Consider the following 15,931-nt stretch of genomic DNA (forward strand, 5'->3'; position numbering starts at 1 on the left):
TTCCCGCCTTCGGGAACGACGTGGTAGCGGTCGGAGTAGCGCCCTGCGCCATTCCATGACATCATGCGTTTTTATCAAGCGGCGCCAAAATCCATGGAAGAAGACAACGCATCGAGAAGCTCCCCCGACGCTCACGTGATCGGCGTGAAGTCATGGCTGGCCTACACCGGCGTCGTGATCCTCGCGGCCCTGCTGTTCGGCGTCGCGCTGCCGCTGGCGTTCAGCTACGGCAACGAGATCGCCGCCGCCGTCGTCTTCGCCATCTCGGCGATCGTGGTCGGCTACCGCTTCCTGCTGCTGCGCAGTATCCAGCTGTATTACGATGACGTGGGCGTGTGGCTCTATTCCGGCGTACTGCCCTGGAAAAAAGGCGTCACCGGCGTCAAATGGCGCGACATGGAAGACGCCAGCTTCGCGCAGGGCTTCTGGAGCTGGGTCACGCGCTCTTACACCGTGCGCATCGGCCACCGTTTCACCAAGTCGAGCGAGATTGTCCTGACCAATATCGCCAACGGCAAACACACGGTCGCCACCCTCAACGCGCGGCAGCAGGAAATGATCCGCGCCGGCGCCATCGACTGATCCCCCCTCTTCAACCCGACAAAAGCGCGCAAGCGGCGCGATTGATGCTAATCTGACGCCCCGCCGCATGCGTGCGGCTGCTCCTGTCCCTGTCACTACAAGGCCCAACACAATGTTGAAAACGAAAATTGCGCTGGCTGTTTTAATGACGTGCTTCGCGCTGGCGCCCGCAGGCGCTGCCAAGCCGAAAAAACAGTCCCAAGCACACAGCACCAAGACGGTGAAAGCCGCCAAGCCAGGCAAGCCAACCAAATCGGGCAAGGCCGCCAAGCCCGCCAAGGCCGCGGCCATCGCCGCGCCGGTCGCCGCCGCCGTTGTCGCCAGCGCGCCCGCCGCCGGCGCCGAACGCTCGCAGGACCGGCGCTTCAATACGGTCAGCATGCAGTTCCTCGGCGCGCTGTGGCGCATCGATCCGGAAAGCGCGATCTATTCCGGCAAATACGATGGCGCGGCCAACCTGACCATCCCGAGCGCCGCCACGCGCGCCGCGCAACTGGCGTTCGCCGACGAATGGCTGCAAAAGCTGGCCAAGCTCGATACGCGCCAGTTGTCGGTCAAGCAGCGCACCGACCACGTCCTGCTGGTCAACAAGCTCAATGCCGACCGCTTCTACCTGACCACCCTGCGCGAGTTCGAATGGAATCCGGCGCTGTATAACATCGCCGCGCCGATCGATTTGATCATGGGTTCCGAATACGCGGCCAAGCCGCAGCGCCTGCGCACCCTGCTCAAGCGCCTGACCAATGTGCCGGCCTATTACCAGGTGGCCCAGGCGAGCATCGTCAACCCGACCCACGAACACACGCAACTGGCCTTGCAGCAGGCGCCCGGCACCATGACGGTGCTGGCGGACCTGGGCAAGGCGGCGCAGGAATCGATCCTGAACCAGGCCGAAAAAGACTTGTTCGCGCGCCGCATCGCGGCCGCCGGCGATGCCCTGATCGGCTACGTCAACTTCCTCACCGATCTCGATAAAGCGCAGCAGGCCAACAACAGCGCGCGCTCGTTCCGGATCGGCAAGGCGCTGTACGAGCAAAAATTCGGCCATGACATCCAGGCCGGGGTGAGCGCGGAGCAGATGTACCAGAAGGCCTTGAGCGCGCGCGAGCAGCTGCTCACTCGCATGGATACCCTGTCCGACGAGCTGTGGACCAAGACCATGGGCGGCGCCGCCAAGCCGGCCGACCGCACCAAAAAAATCGGCATGGTGATCGACAAGCTGTCGGCCAAGCACGTCTCGCGCGAGGAGTTCTTCCCGGAGATCCGGCGCCAGATCCCGCTGCTGCAGGACTGGGTGGTGAAGAACAACCTGCTCACGCTCGACCCGAAAAAGCCGCTGGTGGTGCGCGAAACGCCGCTCTACCAGCGCGGCGTGGCGGGCGCCAGCATCGATGCGCCAGGGCCGTATCGCCCGCAGGACCGCACCTTCTACAATGTGACGCCGCTCGACGGCCTCTCGCCCGAACAGGCCGAGAGCACCCTGCGCGAATACAACCACTGGATTTTGCAGATCCTGAACATCCACGAAGCCATTCCGGGCCATTACGCGCAACTGGTGTATGCCAACAAGTCGCCATCGTTGATCAAGTCGTTGTTCGGCAACGGCGCCATGATCGAGGGCTGGGCGGTGTACGGCGAGCGCATGATGCTCGAATCGGGCTATGGCGACAATACGCCGGAAATGTGGCTGATGTACTCGAAGTGGAACCTGCGCGTGGTCACCAACACCATCCTCGACTACAGCGTGCACGTGCTGGGCATGAGCGAAGCCGATGCGATGGACATGCTGACGCGCCAGGCCTTCCAGACGCGCAGCGAGGCGAGCGAGAAGTGGCACCGCGCCAAAGTGAGCTCGGTGCAGTTGACCAGCTACTTCAGCGGCTACAGCGAGATCATGGACCTGCGCGAGCAGCGCAAGCAGGCGCTCGGCGCGCGCTTCGAGCTCAAGCAGTTCCACGAGCAGTTTCTCGGTTACGGCAGCGCGCCGGTGAAGATGATCAAAGAGTTGATGCAATAAGGAGAGCGCGATGCGCATAGTAATAGGTGTGATGCTTGCGGCGCTTGCCTTGTATGTCGTCGCCTGCGTCGGCCTGTTTCTGGCGCAGCGTTCCTTGATCTACTTTCCGCAGCCGCGCCGTTTCGGCACGCCCGACTCGGTCATCAAGCTGCCCGTGGACGGCGCCGTGCTGGACGTGTCGGTGCGGCTTGAAAGCGGGCCGCGCGCGCTCATTTACCTGGGCGGGAACGCCGAGGATGTCTCGGCCAGCCTGCCCTTCCTCGGCGAGACCTTTCCCGGACAGGCGGTCTATCTGCTGCATTACCGGGGCTACGGCGGCAGTACCGGCAAGCCGACCGAGGCGGCGCTGTTCGCCGATGCGCTGGCCCTGTTCGACATGGTGCGGGCGCGCCATCCGCAGGTGACCGTGATCGGGCGCAGCCTGGGCAGCGGCGTGGCGGTGCATCTGGCGAGCATGCGGCCGGTGGACCGGCTGGTGCTGGTGACGCCCTACGACAGCATCGTCGGCATCGCCGAACTGCAGTTTCCGTGGTTTCCGGTGACGCTGCTCTTGAGGGATAAGTTCGAGTCGGGTGTGTACGCCGCCAGGGTCAATGCCCCGACCACGCTGATCGTCGCCGGGAACGACGAGATGATCCCGCGCGCCAGTTCGGAACTGTTAATGACGCGCTTTAAACCCGGCGTGGCGCGCTATATCAATGTGCCGGAGACGGGGCATAACTCGATTTCGGACAGCCCGCTGTACGGGCCGGGGCTGGCCGGCGAGACGGTGCGCCAGCCTGCGCTGACGGCGAACTAGTGTGCGTTCGATGGGCAGCGTGAGCCCGTCGGGAGCGCGCCGCTATGTGCCCGCTTCGTTTTCCGGGAAGCGGGGCGTGGGGTCGGGCAGGCTCTTCAGGCACGCCGGAGCCGGACGCTCGCTCAGGCAGGCGCGCCACTGCGTGTCCCAGTAGGCGCCGGTGGCGCTTGCGCAGCCAGGTCCGGGCCGTTGATTGCACGCCTTCGTGGTCGCTTCGAATACCTTGTTGCCCCATTCATTCGATGCGAACTGGGCGCGTTTCCGGTCCACCTCGGTACTGGAAAAGACCGTGGGATCGACGCTGCCGCTTGGCCCGGTCCATGCCTTTCCGCCATCGGCCGAGACAAACAAGAGAAATTTGTCGAAACGGAGCGGGTCCGTGATCTCCAGCTGATATTGGCCGCCCACGACCCGGAAGCGCGATCGGTAGTAACCGATCGCTTGGAAAGCCGCATGGATCTGCTGGTTTCCGCCGGGCTTTTCAAGCGCATTGGGATGAATGTTCTCGCTGAAGGTATGGCCACCGTCTCCGCTGACGACCAGCACTGAGCCCCCGCGCTTGCCGTTCGCCGCCATGAAACGAAAGATGGCTTCATCGGTCAGCGCGTAGACGGTGTTTTCGCTGATGGCGTAATTGACGCAATCGGGGTGATCGTCGTTAAATGAGGTCAGGGTCGTGGAGACATTCTTGCCCTGGTATTTGACGTGAAACGCGGCAGCGAATGAATCCCTGATCCCGCCGCTGTGAAACGCATCGTGCTTGCCGAGGTTGGGGGCGTCGGCGGTCAAGACAAATTCGGAGCCGTCCGGTAAAGAACATGTCCGCCATCGCCCATCCTGCGAGCGTTTTTCCGTCTTGCTCTCGCCAGGCTGGAGCTCACCCTTGTCGAGCTTGCACGCAGCCAGGGACATCACACCGACGGTGACACATATTGCCAGTACAGCTTTTTTCACATGGTTCCCGGTTGTTGCTTTATCCACAGATCGCAATGATTTGATTGAGAGAGTCGCACGCCAGCGCAAAAACCTCTTCAGGCGCTTGCTTCATCGGATGCGGCTTCGCACCGCGCATCTTCCAATCAAACGATTTTGGCTGATGCGTCAGGATGTAACTGGCGACGCCTTTCATTCCCGAGAATTTCATCGCAAACGGATTCGTTTCGTTGGATGCGGCAGTCGTCATTGGTAGTCCTATCACGATGCCAGTCCGCTCATTGAACGCCTTCGGCGACAGCACCAGCAGCGGGTGGACGTCACGCATTTCTTTGCCGATTTGTGGATTGCAGTCGATCCAGATAACGTCGCGACGCTCAGGCACCCAAAATTTACCCGCAGCCATCAAACGACCTCGACGCCGACAGGGCCGCTCGCCATTGCCTCACCGCCGTGCCTGGCCGGATCGAATGCTTCCAGCTTCTGGGCGAGAGACAATTTCGGGGCACCGATACATTTCACGACGACCCCCTCATCCTGGAGGGACACCTCGACAGGCTGCCCAACAGTAAAGCGTGCCGACCTGGCGATAGCGGCGGGAATCCGCACAGCAAGACTATTGCCCCACTGCTGAACGGTAAGAATTGCTTTGGCCATCTCAATGCTCCCTGGGCAAATAATGTAGATACAAGTATATACATCGAAGCCAATGTGTCAACTTGACCACGATGACGCTTCCTGCCCGTGCCGGCGGGCTATCAACATGGACTGTGGTATTTCGCGCACCTTCCGCTTAAGTTGACTATAGGCAAGTTACTTGCCATATTGCATCGTTAGAATGTGTGAAGTTCTTGTTCAACTCCACGCAAAGGATACGCCATGACGCCAGGCCCAAACCCTGCCCTGCTCATCGCGCTGACAGCCATGGCCCTGGCCGGCTGCGCCAGCAAACCGCCTCCAGCCGCAGCGCCGCCCGCCGGCATCAAACCGCCCAACAGCCAGCTCGAACACTGCCCTGGCAGCCTGGGAACCCTGTCTTTCGGCAAAGATGCCGAGCAGTCCGGCACGCTGCCGCTGCTGCGCCTGATGGTGCGCGCATCGAACTGTTTCACGCTAGCCGATGCGGACCTCCATTACAGTAAGCGCACACTTACAGCATCCGATTACACCGCCACGCCCTCGCTCAGCTTCGGCGACGGCGCCGCGGTCGGGCGCCTCGGTTCCCTGCACGATATCGCCCTGCAACCGTCCACCCTACTCACGCTGACCGACAACCGCTCGGGCGCCGCACTGGCCGTGGCGCAGGGCAGCGCCAGCCACTGGCGTTTCGGCGCGGCGGGCGGCTTTTTCAATGGGGGATTCGCGGGCGCCGCCAGCTACACCGGCACGCCGCAGGGCAAGGTAGTGGTGGCCGCCATGGTCGATTCATACAATCAAATGGTGCGCTCGCTCAAGCGCCACGCGGCGCACGCCGACGCCGACGCGCTCAGGCCGGCGCAGGTGGCGCGGCATGATCCGCCACGTTCTCAATAAGCATCAACAAGTCGGTCACGCCGAGGTCGACGCCCGCCTGCGACAGCAAGGTGCTCGCTTGCCCCCGATGGTGGGTCTGGTGATTGAAAAAATGCAGCAACAGGTCGCCGAAGCGCTTTTGCGAGCGAATCCCTTTGGTGCTGGCGTAATGCAGCACATGGTCGAGGTCGGCGTCGGCCAGCTGCGCGACCCATCCCCCGATCAGCTCATCGAGCCAGCGCCGGTGCGCGGCCAGCACGGCCAGGTCGTCGCTGTAGACGGCGTCGAGCGCGCCTGGTGCGGGCAGCGCCAGCACCGCATCGAGCGCGGCAAAGCGCGCCGGATGGGTAGCGAAACGCCGCAGCCAGATGGTATCCGCCGCCACCAGGTGGTTGAGCGTGCCGAGCAAGGAGCCGAAGAACGCGCCACGCTCGGCCGCCAGTTCGTGCGCGGGCAGCGTGGCCGCGGCGTCGAGGATCTTCTGGTTCATCCAGCTGTTGTAGCTGGCCATCAATCGAAGGTGACTCAGTTCAGACATGGTAACCCCTCGCACGCAATTGTTGGAGGACGGCGCCGTGGCCGCTGAGCAGCACCGACAGGCGAATCACGCTGCCGCTGCGAAATGTCAGCACGTACATGGCGCAGTACGAACGGTAGCGCACGCTGCGCAGGTCGCGCCACGCCTCGTTGCGCCGGCCGCCCCACGGCGTGATGAACACGATGCCGCTATCGTCAACTTTGCCGCGTGTCATGATGCCCTCGCACAGGCAGTAGACGCCGCCGATGGCCAGCGCGAGCGCCAGCGCGATCAAGGCCGGATAATTGTCGTGCTCGCGCGAGAACGCCACCCAGGTCAGCGCAGCCACGCCCAGCAATTGCAGGATGCCGAGCCGTTCCAGGAAAGGCGCGAACACCAGGGAGCCGTCGCCGGCGCCAGTGCGCAGGCGCGCGCTGATCCAGCGCACGGCGAACCAGGCGGCAAAGGCACCGAACAGACCTGCGGCAAGCACCGACACAATCACTCCTCCAGGAAACGCAGCCTGTCATTGTGCCTCACATCGCGCGCGCCTGCTGTGGCCCTTGTGCAATTACGCACAAGCATCGTGCCGGGACGCTCAGCTGCACCAGGAAGATAATTGATGCCTGTCCGGTAGAATTATTTCCGGCTGTTACTTCCCGTGAACCGTCCCGAAGGCTGGCCGCCCAGCGCGGCACCCCCTCAACGCCCCGACCGAGCTCTTCCCTGCAAGCACTCGCAGCCTTCCCGTATTTCTAATACAAAAAAATGGAGACATCATGGACATCAAGCACTCTCTCGGCCGCCGCGCGGCTTCCTTAATGCTGTGCCTGCCAGCGTGCGCGCTGGCCCAGGTCCAGGCCGGTCCCGGCGCCTGGAGCGGCAACCAGACCTGGGGCGCGGACAGCGTCAACGGCGGCAACCTGAGCGGCTACTTTTACTGGCCCGCCACGCAACCGGTGCTGGGCGGCAAGCGCGCGCTGGTGATGGTGCTGCATGGCTGCCAGCAAACGGCGGCCGGCGACGTCATCGATTCCGGCGCGGACAAGGGCTTTAACTGGAAGGGCGTGGCCGACCAGTACGGGGCCGTGGTGCTGGCGCCTAACGCCACCGGCAATGTCTCCGGCAGCCATTGCTGGGATTACAGCCTCAGCAACCACAACCGCGCCAGCGGGCACGATGGCGTGCTGCTGAACCTGGTCAGCCGTTTCCTGGCCGATGCGCGCTACGCCATCGATCCGAACCAGGTGTACGTGACGGGCCTGTCCTCGGGCGGCGGCCAGACCATGGTGCTGGGCTGCCTCGCGCCGGATGTGTTTGCCGGCATCGGCATCAACGCGGGGCCGCCGCCGGGCACCACCATCATGCAGATCGGCAGCGTGCCGTCGGGGTTCAACGCGAACACGGCGGGCAACAAGTGCACGACCATGGCCGGCGCCCAGCAAGGCAAGTTCGCCACCCAGATCGCCAGCGTCATCTGGGGCACCAGCGATTACACGGTGGCGCCCGCCTACGGACCGATCGATGCGGCGGCCATGCGCATCGCCTATGGCGGCGTGTTCACCAAGGGCGCGCAGGTGCTGGTGCCTGGCGGGGGCAACAACACGCCCTACACCGACGGCAACGGCAAGCTGCGCACCTCGGAAATCGCGGTGACCGGCATGGGCCACGCGTGGCCGGCAGGTCCCGGCGGGCAGAACAACCACTTCGTCGACGCCACCAAGGTCGATTACCCGGCCTTTGTGATGGATTTCTGGTTCAGGAACAACCTGCGTGCGAGCGCCATTGCGGCGCCGCTGATGACGGCCTGCACGGCCAGCGTGTCGGGCAACACCGCCACCATCGGCGGCGCCGCCGTGGATGCGGCCGGGACCATCGGCAGCTACCGGGTGGCGCTCTCCGGCGCCACCCCGGTCAATGACGCGCAAGCGGGCAGCGGCGCCGCTTTCAGCATCGCTTACGCGCTGGCCAACGGCTACTACAGCGGCACGGTCACGGCCACCAGCGCAAACACCGGCCAGACGTCGGCGCCATGCACCCTGCCCCAGTTCCTGGTGGGACCGGTGCCGGCCGTGCAGCCGCCCGCCGGCTTGAAGGCCGGCAGCGCCAGCGCCAGCACCATCGCCCTGTCGTGGAGCGCGGCCCCCGGTGCCAGCGGCTACAACGTCTACCGCAACGGCGGCAAGGTCACGCCGACCCCGGTCACGGGCACCTCCTACACCGATACCGGGCTGGCGCCGTCCACCAGCTACACCTACCAGGCGTCGTCGGCGGCGGGCGCGCTGGAAAGCGGCTTGTCGGCCGGCGTGCGCGCCAGCACCAGCAGCGGCTTTAGCTGCAGCACGGTCACGGCCAGCAACTTTGCCCACGTGCAGGCTGGGCGAGCGCATGATAGCGGCGGCTTTGCGCTGGCCAACGGGTCGAACCAGAACATGGGCCTGAACAACTTGTTCTACACCCAGACCCTGGCGCAGACCTCGGCCGCGCATTACGTGGTCGGCAACTGCCCGTAAGGGCGGCGCGGACAGCGCCCGGCCGCGATTATCGCACCGTGATGGTTGACGTACCTCACGCGCGCGATCGCTGCGGCTCCTAATCTGGAAGTGCCAGGCAGGCGGTCATCATGGCGATGGCGGTCGCGCCTGGTTTCACTGCCAAGGAGCCGCCATGTCTACCCCTCTGCCAACTTTGCGCACCACCCGTCCTGCCCGCGTGGGAGCGGCGCTCACCGTGATCGCGCTGGCGCTTCCCGGCCTGGCGCTGGCCAGCAGCAACTGGTCGTCCGTGGGATCGACCGGCACACCCGATGAGTCGTGCAGCGGCCGGGTGTCGTTCAACAATAACGATGCCGGCCTCGTCAGTGGCGCCACGGTCCTGACCTGCACCATCCGTTACCAGGTGCACGATACCTGGGACGGCAACGGCATCTTGAGCGTGTATTCGGGCGCGCGGTTTACCGACAACGGTATCTATTCCGAAGTGCGCACGCGCCTGCGTTCGCACAATACCGCCACCGGCGCCTTGAGCACGCTGGCGACCCTGTCAAGCAACAGCTATGCGCCGGCGGCCACCCCGCAAACGCGCTACCTGAGCAACTGCGTGGCGCTGAACTTCAACGCCAACAGCTACTTCATCGAGGTCGACCTGGTGCGCACCGCCTCGCCCGTCGGCGCGATTCCCGGCTTGCCCGTGCTGGGACAACTGCGCCTGCTGCGCTGCCAGTAAGGCCATGCGCCCACCTGTACCGCACCGCCAATGCCCCAAGGGAGAGCAATGATGCGACTGATTCCCGACACCGCGCTGCTGGCCGTGATCGTCATGCTGGGCGCCTGCGGCGGCGACGACGACCCGCCCGCCGCGCCGGCGCAGGCGCCGCCAGTGCAAGTCGCCGCCGCTGCGCCCGAACCGGTGCGGCGCGCGCCGGCGCGCGCCGCACCGACGCCGCAGAGCGCGCCGGCGCCGCCAGGCACGGCGCCGTCGAACGACATCGCGCAGCTGAGGCAAGAAGTCGCCAGCCTGCGGCGCGAAGTGGCCGAGCTGCGCATGATATTGACGCGCGCGCCCCCCGTCGCGCAGAGCGCGGTTGCGCTGACGGCGGAGATAACGGCGGTGGCGCCGGCCGAGACCATGTTTCGCGCCGAACAGGTGGACCATGTGTGGAGCGGCCAGGCGTCGGCGGCCGTGCGCGCCGCGCTGGCGCGTGCCAATAGTGGGCTTGAATCGCAGGTCAGGCGGCTCGAATGCCGCACGAAAACCTGCCGCGTCGAGGTCAATCCAGCCAGCGCCGACCTGCTCGAAAGCGCCACGCCGGCCGTGCTGTTGAATCTGGGGGCAACGCTGCCGAACATGACGGCAACGCAGGTCGGGAGCGATGACGGCAGCGAGGCCACGGTGCTGTACCTGGCCCGTCAGACGCCCTGAGGGGGCGGCGGCGGCACGCCCACTTCGGCCTTGGCGATGACGTTCTGGTTCAGCAACAAGCCGCGTGCCAGGAGTCTGCGCGGCAGCAGGAGATTACATCGTCAGCACTTGTCCGTCAGGGCGCTTCAGGCGCCGCCCCAGGCCCGGCACCGGATTCTTGCCCTCGACCAGCTGGTAGCGCTTGCCGTCGAAAGCGTAGCGCGCGGATGCCTTGAGCGGGGTGATGATGGGGTCCGGGACGCCCTTGCGAAGGGCCGGATTGCGCGGTTTCCTCTGCCTGACGTGCATGCCGCTAAACTCGAACACCAGGTCGTCATAGGCGGCCTGCCTGGTCGGCGGCGCGAAGCGCCACTTGCCCCGCACGATCCAGCAGGGGTGTACCGGTTCATGTGCACAGTCATCCTGCCCGCCCGAGGCTACCCGCATGCCGCCGAGCTTGTGCATGACCTCGTCGGCAGGGTCGAACAAGGCCAGCCAGTGCATGAAGTAGCCGTCCCAGGCACCGTCCGTCAGCACGGCCATCCCCGGCTTGCCGGCCCCCAGCGTGACCCACTGGACCTCGCCGAACGAACCGAAGCTGCCCAGCTTTGCAATGTTCTCGTGACGCTTGAGCACGCTCCACTTGCCGTCTTCCTGGCGCAGGATGAAGACATTCAGGAATCCCGGCGACGCAACGCCGTCGAGGCGAACCCCGCCTTTGCCCATTTCGACCCCGTTCGCCACCAGTACCGTGTCGCCATTGGCCAGCAGGGAATGGCTGACCGCATCGATGAAAAAACGGCCGCTGGTGTCGACGTTGTTGCGCCGCAGCGGCATGCCGACCAGGGCATCGCGCGTGGCGGGGCGGTAGTACTCGCCGAAGATGGCTTGCATCAGCACCCCGCGTTCGTGTTCCTGCGGCGTCATCGGTGCAAGCGGCGCCGGCGTGACCGCTTGCGCAAGCGGCGGGGGCGCCATGCGCGCGGGCGGCGCTTGCGGCGGTTGTTCCTTGCCGACGCTGAAAGACGCGGCACACAGGAGGCCGACCATCAGGATGCCAGAGCGCATGCGAACCAGGCGAAGGGAATCCATGGTCAGTACTCCTGCGCCGGATTCTTGCCCTCGACCAGCACATAGCGCTTGCCGTCGTAGGCATAGCGCGCCGATCCCTTGTGGCTGGTCATGTCCGCCGCCAGGACCGGGCCTTGCTTGCCCTTCCTGCGCCCGTCTTTCTTGCCGTCGTCCTGGCCCGTGAAGGTGAACACCAGGTCGTCATACGCGGCCCCGCTGGCGGAGGCGGCGAAGCGCCAGTTGGCGGCGATCTCGTAGCAGGTTTCCAGCTCTTCCGGAACGCAGCCGGGACTGCTGGCGGCCACCGCGATGCCCTCGCCGGTCAGCGGGCGGATCGGGTCGGCGCCAAGGTCGAACAAGCCGATCGCGCTCTCCGACATTTGCTGGAAGCCGCTGCCGAAGCGCATGGCCAGTCCGGGCTTGCCGGCCGCGAGGTTGACGAATTCGGCCTTGCCGATGCGCTCCCAACTGCCCATGCGCGCGATGTTGGCATGGTGCTTGAGCAAGGTCCAGCGGCCGTCCGTCTTGCGCACGATGAAGATGTTGAGCAGCCCGCCTTCGGTATGGACGCGGTGTCCGTCGCGGTCCGGCTGCTCGACCAGGGCGTTGGCCACCAGCACGGCGTCGCCGTTGGGCAGGAAGGTATGGGCCACCGGTTCGATGGCGTACATGCGCTCGCCCGGCTGGTCCGGATCGGCGAGCTTCATCGGGGCGTCGTTGCTGGCGGGGTTGAACAGGTCGCCGAAGATGGCGTGCATCAGCACCACGCGCTCGCGCGCGGCGGCGGCCCCGGCTTCCAGCTGCTCCGGCGTCGGTGCCGGCGGCCTGGCTGCGACCGCGACCGCGACCGGGCCGGCTGCGCTGGCGCTGGCATGCGGCGCGGCGGCAAGCGCCGGCCTGGGCGCGCTCGTGGCCGGCTTGCGCTCGCCGCAGGATGCCAACAGCAGCGGAAGAAGGACACTCGCAAACAAAACAGTTGAACGCATCGGCTCGATCCGTCAGACGCCCTGAGGGGGCGGCGTGTTTACGCCGATTCTTCCGGCGCCTGGGTGGCGCGCACGAAGGCCGGGGCGACCAGCAGGCCGAGTTCGAACAGCACGCACATCGGCAGGGCCAGCGCAAACTGGCTGACGATGTCGGGCGGGGTGACGATGGCGGCGATCACGAACGCGCCCACGATCACGTAGGGACGAAATTCCTTGAGCTTGGCCACGCTGACGATCCCCATGCGCACCAGGATCACCACCACCACCGGCACCTCGAAGGTGGCGCCGAAGGCCAGGCACATCGACATGACGAAATCGAGATAGTTTTCGATGTCCGGCGTGACCGCGATCGAGGTCGGAGAAAAGTCGGAAATGAACTTGAACACGCGCCCGAACACGAAGAAGTAGCAGAACGCCACGCCGCTCATGAACAGGAACGAGGACGACACCACCAGCGGCAGCACCAGGCGTTTTTCGTGCTGGTACAGGCCGGGCGCGATGAAGGCCCACATCTGGTAGAACACCCACGGCAGCGCCAGGATAATCGACAGCACCAGGGTCACTTTCATCGGCACCAGGAACGGCGAGATGACGCCGGTGGCGATCATCTTCGAGCCGACCGGCAGCGAAGCGATCATCGGCTGGGCGATGATGTCGTAAATATGGGCCGGTCCGGGCCCGAGCATCAGCAAGGCGCACACGACGGCGATGCCGATGGTGGCCTTGACCAGGCGGTTGCGCAATTCGACCAGATGAGAGATAAAGGTCTCTTCGCCCGCTGCTTTATCTGTCATTGAGGATTCAAGGAGTGTTTAGAAGAAGGACGAGGTGGACGACGAGCGCGGGCGGAATTTTTTCACGCGCGCGGCGCCCGACATGATGTGGGCCTTGCCGCCGTGGCGCTGCTTGTACCAGCCCGGCACCGCCGAATTGCGCACCAGCTTCTTGCGGCGGAAGTCGCGCGCCTTGCGTTCCAGGTCGCTCATGGTGGCGCTGGGCGCGCTTGAGGAGGGCAGGTCGCGCCAGGCGGCGTCGACATCGTCGATGTTCTGGGCGATGGTGTTTTCGACGCTGTCCTTGATCGACTGGGCTGTTTCCTGCACTTCCTTTTGCAGGTTGCGCAGTTCATCGAGCTCGATCTCGCGGCTCACCTCGGACTTGACCTCATGCAGGTAGCGCTGGGCGCGTCCATACAGGGTGCCCGCCATGCGCGCCACCTTGGGCAGCTTTTCAGGGCCGATGACAATGAGTGCAACCACGCCGATGATGGCGAGTTTAGAGAGTCCAAGATCGATCATGGCGTCTGGAAGTATCGGACAAGGCGCGTGCCGGGGCACGCACGGTCATCAGAACTTCGTTTTCTCTTTCGCTTCGCCATCGATGGTGGTCTTGTCCGTCACCTGCGAAGGAGCCACAGGCTTGCCGTCCTCGTCGCCGCGCACGCCATCCTTGAAGCCTTTGACGGCCTTGCCAATATCGCCACCCATGTTGCCGAGTTTTTTGGTTCCGAAAACCAACACAACGACAAGCAACACGATCAGCCAATGCCAAACACTCAGTCCACCCATCATTTTCTCCTGTCGAGGCGCACGCGCCCGAATTCGCGAAAGCTTACGCCGCGTATTCTACGCGATGCCGGGCATTCCTGCCGCTTTGTCAGCGTTGGCCGGCCCACGGACGGGCGCCGCCGATCATGTGCAGGTGCAGGTGATAAACTTCCTGGCCACCGTCCGGACCGCTGTTGATGAGTGTCTTGTAACCGCCGGCCGGCTTGCCGTCGGCATCGTAGCTGACTTCGCAACCATGCTCTTTGGCAAGTTTTGGCGCCAGCGCCAGCAGCTTGCCAAGCAGCGCGCCGTGCGATTCGTTGCATTCGGACAAGGTCGCAACGTGCACCTTGGGAATGACCAGCAGGTGCACCGGTGCGGCCGGGTGGATATCCTTGAATGCCAGCAACTCTTCATCTTCGTAGACTATGCTCGAAGGGATTTGCTTGGCGGCGATTTTGCAGAACAGACAGTCGGTCATGGGCGGTTTCCGTAGAGTTGAATATCAGTCCGGGCGGGCGGCTTTTTCGTCCAGGCCCGAAAGGCCTTCGCGGCGCGCCAGCTCGTCGAGCACCTGTTGCGGGGAGAGGTCGAATTTAGCCAGCAGCACCATTGAATGGAACCACAGGTCGGCGCATTCGTACAGCACCTTGGCAGCATCGCCATCGACGCGCGCATCCTTGGCGGCCATCACCAGCTCGGTGGCTTCTTCGCCGATTTTTTTCAGGATCGCGTCGTCGCCCTTGGAAAACAGGCGCGAGACGTAGGAGGTGGCGGGGTCGCCGCCATTTTCCAGCTTGCGCGATTCGATCGTTTGCGCCACGCGGGCGAGGGTCTGGCTCATGGGCTGCTCTTCTTGGGATTGGTGTAAATCGTTTCCGGATCCTGCAGCACCGGTTCGACCACCTGCCAGTCGCCGCTCTTGGCGTCGCCGCCGAACTTTTGGTAGAAGCAGGAATGGCGGCCGGTATGGCAGGCGATGGAGCCGGCCTGCTCGATCTTGAGCAGGATTACGTCTTCATCGCAGTCGAGACGGATTTCCAGCACCTTCTGGGTATGGCCCGACTCTTCGCCCTTGTGCCACAGCTTCTTGCGCGAGCGGCTCCAGTACACCGCCTCGCCCAGTTCCACCGTGCGCGCCAGCGCGTCGCGGTTCATCCAGGCGAACATCAGCACATCGTTCGAACCGGCTTCCTGGGCGATCACCGGCACCAGCCCGTTCTCGTCCCACCGGACTTTTTTCAGCCAGCTGAAATTGGCCGCGCTACTCGTTATCGTTGGTGTCATGTTCAATCCAGACGCATGGGAATGCCCTGCGCGGCCATGAAGCGCTTCGCTTCGCCGACCGTGTGCTGGCCGTAGTGAAAAATACTCGCCGCCAGCACCGCGTCGGCCTTGCCGATCTTGACGCCGTCGGCCAGGTCTTGCAGGCCGCCCACGCCGCCCGAGGCGATGACGGGAATGCCGATCGCGTTCGACACGGCGGCCGTCAGGCCGAGGTCGAAACCGATCTTGGTGCCGTCGCGGTCCATGCTGGTGAGGAGGATTTCGCCGGCGCCGAGGCGCTCCATGTTCATCGCCCATTCAACCGCATCGAGCCCGGTGGCGCGCCGTCCGCCGTGGGTGAACACTTCCCACTTGCCGGGCGCGCTCTGCTTGGCGTCGATGGCCACCACGATGCACTGCGAACCGTGCTTTTGCGAGGCTTCGAACACCAGTTCGGGATTGGTCACGGCCGAGGAGTTCATGCTGACCTTGTCGGCGCCGGCGTTGAGCAGGCGGCGCACGTCGTCGACCTTGCGTACGCCGCCACCGACGGTGAGCGGGATGAACACGGTGGAGGCCACCGCTTCGATGATGTGCAGGATCAGGTCGCGCTCGTCCGAAGACGCCGTGATGTCGAGGAAAGTGATCTCGTCGGCGCCCTGCTCATCGTAGCGGCGCGCGATTTCGACCGGGTCGCCGGCGTCGCGCAGTTCGGTGAAATTGACGCCCTTGACGACGCGCCCGCCGGTCACGTCGAGGCAGGGAATGATGCGTTTTGCGAGCATGGTGTGTCCGTCCGGC

21 protein-coding genes are annotated in these 15,931 nt (G+C 64.5%); 7 read left to right on the plus strand and 14 right to left on the minus strand.

Annotation, left to right across the window (positions count from 1 at the left end; genetic code table 11):
- The first annotated feature begins 63 nt into the window (after positions 1-63).
- The 3 genes from F0185_RS05880 (at position 64) to F0185_RS05890 (ending at position 3,398) form a co-directional block, all read left to right on the plus strand.
- Positions 64-582 carry a hypothetical protein gene (locus F0185_RS05880; RefSeq protein WP_229476773.1) on the plus strand — a complete coding sequence of 173 codons (519 nt, stop codon included), beginning with the start codon at positions 64-66 and terminating at the stop codon, positions 580-582.
- 112 nt (positions 583-694) lie between these two features.
- The gene (locus F0185_RS05885; protein ID WP_167222473.1) at positions 695-2,599 is read left to right on the plus strand and encodes a DUF885 domain-containing protein; all 1,905 of its coding nucleotides are present in this window, start codon (positions 695-697) and stop codon (positions 2,597-2,599) included.
- A 10-nt stretch (positions 2,600-2,609) separates the two neighbouring features.
- The gene (locus F0185_RS05890; RefSeq protein ID WP_167222475.1) at positions 2,610-3,398 is read left to right on the plus strand and encodes an alpha/beta hydrolase; all 789 of its coding nucleotides are present in this window, start codon (positions 2,610-2,612) and stop codon (positions 3,396-3,398) included.
- Between the two features lie 42 nt (positions 3,399-3,440).
- Here F0185_RS05890 and F0185_RS05895 read toward each other — a convergent pair whose 3' ends face one another.
- Genes F0185_RS05895 through F0185_RS05905 form a run of 3 tightly spaced genes read right to left on the minus strand, consistent with a single transcriptional unit; the run spans position 3,441 to position 4,988 of the window.
- The gene (locus F0185_RS05895; RefSeq protein ID WP_167222477.1) at positions 3,441-4,352 is read right to left on the minus strand and encodes a hypothetical protein; all 912 of its coding nucleotides are present in this window, start codon (positions 4,350-4,352) and stop codon (positions 3,441-3,443) included.
- A gap of 19 nt (positions 4,353-4,371) precedes the next feature.
- Positions 4,372-4,737: a type II toxin-antitoxin system PemK/MazF family toxin gene (locus F0185_RS05900; protein WP_167222479.1), complete on the minus strand. Its 366-nt coding sequence runs from the start codon at positions 4,735-4,737 to the stop codon at positions 4,372-4,374.
- Positions 4,737-4,988: an AbrB/MazE/SpoVT family DNA-binding domain-containing protein gene (locus F0185_RS05905; RefSeq protein WP_167222481.1), complete on the minus strand. Its 252-nt coding sequence runs from the start codon at positions 4,986-4,988 to the stop codon at positions 4,737-4,739. The genes F0185_RS05900 and F0185_RS05905 overlap by 1 nt, the downstream gene beginning before the upstream one ends.
- Positions 4,989-5,210: 222 nt before the next feature.
- Between F0185_RS05905 and F0185_RS05910 the strand changes: the two genes are divergently transcribed.
- Complete coding sequence (locus tag F0185_RS05910; protein ID WP_167222483.1) at positions 5,211-5,864, plus strand: hypothetical protein; 654 nt, start codon at positions 5,211-5,213, stop codon at positions 5,862-5,864.
- Here F0185_RS05910 and F0185_RS05915 read toward each other — a convergent pair.
- Positions 5,818-6,381: a DinB family protein gene (locus F0185_RS05915; protein ID WP_167222485.1), complete on the minus strand. Its 564-nt coding sequence runs from the start codon at positions 6,379-6,381 to the stop codon at positions 5,818-5,820. The two genes, F0185_RS05910 and F0185_RS05915, sit on opposite strands and share 47 nt — an antisense overlap.
- Positions 6,374-6,859 carry a hypothetical protein gene (locus tag F0185_RS05920; protein ID WP_167222487.1) on the minus strand — a complete coding sequence of 162 codons (486 nt, stop codon included), beginning with the start codon at positions 6,857-6,859 and terminating at the stop codon, positions 6,374-6,376. Before F0185_RS05920 ends, F0185_RS05915 begins: the two co-directional genes overlap by 8 nt.
- 280 nt (positions 6,860-7,139) lie before the next feature.
- On the opposite strand from F0185_RS05920, the gene F0185_RS05925 reads away from it, so the two are divergent.
- The 3 genes from F0185_RS05925 (at position 7,140) to F0185_RS05935 (ending at position 10,281) form a co-directional block, all read left to right on the plus strand.
- Positions 7,140-8,873: an extracellular catalytic domain type 1 short-chain-length polyhydroxyalkanoate depolymerase gene (locus F0185_RS05925; protein ID WP_167222489.1), complete on the plus strand. Its 1,734-nt coding sequence runs from the start codon at positions 7,140-7,142 to the stop codon at positions 8,871-8,873.
- A 154-nt stretch (positions 8,874-9,027) separates the two neighbouring features.
- Positions 9,028-9,585 carry a hypothetical protein gene (locus F0185_RS05930; protein ID WP_167222491.1) on the plus strand — a complete coding sequence of 186 codons (558 nt, stop codon included), beginning with the start codon at positions 9,028-9,030 and terminating at the stop codon, positions 9,583-9,585.
- Positions 9,586-9,633: 48 nt separating this feature from the next.
- A complete protein-coding gene (locus F0185_RS05935) occupies positions 9,634-10,281 on the plus strand; it encodes a hypothetical protein (RefSeq protein ID WP_167222493.1) in 648 nt (215 codons plus the stop codon).
- A 93-nt stretch (positions 10,282-10,374) separates the two neighbouring features.
- Here F0185_RS05935 and F0185_RS05940 read toward each other — a convergent pair whose 3' ends face one another.
- From F0185_RS05940 to hisF, 9 genes are all read right to left on the minus strand, one after another.
- Entirely contained in the window at positions 10,375-11,352 is a 978-nt protein-coding gene (locus F0185_RS05940; protein ID WP_167222495.1) for a hypothetical protein, read from the minus strand.
- Between the two features lie 2 nt (positions 11,353-11,354).
- Positions 11,355-12,317, minus strand: a complete 963-nt coding sequence (locus F0185_RS05945; RefSeq protein ID WP_167222497.1) for a hypothetical protein — start codon at positions 12,315-12,317, stop codon at positions 11,355-11,357.
- A gap of 38 nt (positions 12,318-12,355) precedes the next feature.
- Positions 12,356-13,111, minus strand: coding sequence for a twin-arginine translocase subunit TatC (gene tatC / locus F0185_RS05950; RefSeq protein ID WP_167222499.1), 756 nt, complete (start codon positions 13,109-13,111; stop codon positions 12,356-12,358).
- Between the two features lie 18 nt (positions 13,112-13,129).
- Positions 13,130-13,615: a Sec-independent protein translocase protein TatB gene (gene tatB, locus F0185_RS05955; RefSeq protein WP_167222501.1), complete on the minus strand. Its 486-nt coding sequence runs from the start codon at positions 13,613-13,615 to the stop codon at positions 13,130-13,132.
- A gap of 48 nt (positions 13,616-13,663) precedes the next feature.
- Positions 13,664-13,885 (minus strand): Sec-independent protein translocase subunit TatA, encoded by a 222-nt coding sequence (gene tatA, locus F0185_RS05960; RefSeq protein ID WP_166885635.1) that lies wholly within the window; start codon positions 13,883-13,885, stop codon positions 13,664-13,666.
- Positions 13,886-13,973: 88 nt separating this feature from the next.
- Positions 13,974-14,345, minus strand: a complete 372-nt coding sequence (locus tag F0185_RS05965; RefSeq protein ID WP_167222503.1) for a histidine triad nucleotide-binding protein — start codon at positions 14,343-14,345, stop codon at positions 13,974-13,976.
- A 24-nt stretch (positions 14,346-14,369) separates the two neighbouring features.
- Positions 14,370-14,708: a phosphoribosyl-ATP diphosphatase gene (locus tag F0185_RS05970; RefSeq protein ID WP_167222505.1), complete on the minus strand. Its 339-nt coding sequence runs from the start codon at positions 14,706-14,708 to the stop codon at positions 14,370-14,372.
- Positions 14,705-15,151, minus strand: coding sequence for a phosphoribosyl-AMP cyclohydrolase (gene hisI, locus F0185_RS05975; protein WP_167222507.1), 447 nt, complete (start codon positions 15,149-15,151; stop codon positions 14,705-14,707). Before hisI ends, F0185_RS05970 begins: the two co-directional genes overlap by 4 nt.
- Positions 15,152-15,153: 2 nt before the next feature.
- Positions 15,154-15,915 (minus strand): imidazole glycerol phosphate synthase subunit HisF, encoded by a 762-nt coding sequence (hisF, locus tag F0185_RS05980; protein ID WP_167222509.1) that lies wholly within the window; start codon positions 15,913-15,915, stop codon positions 15,154-15,156.
- Between the last annotated feature and the right edge of the window lie 16 nt (positions 15,916-15,931).

It is taken from the genome of Massilia rubra (assembly GCF_011682065.1).
Taxonomy (GTDB): domain Bacteria; phylum Pseudomonadota; class Gammaproteobacteria; order Burkholderiales; family Burkholderiaceae_D; genus Telluria_A; species Telluria_A rubra.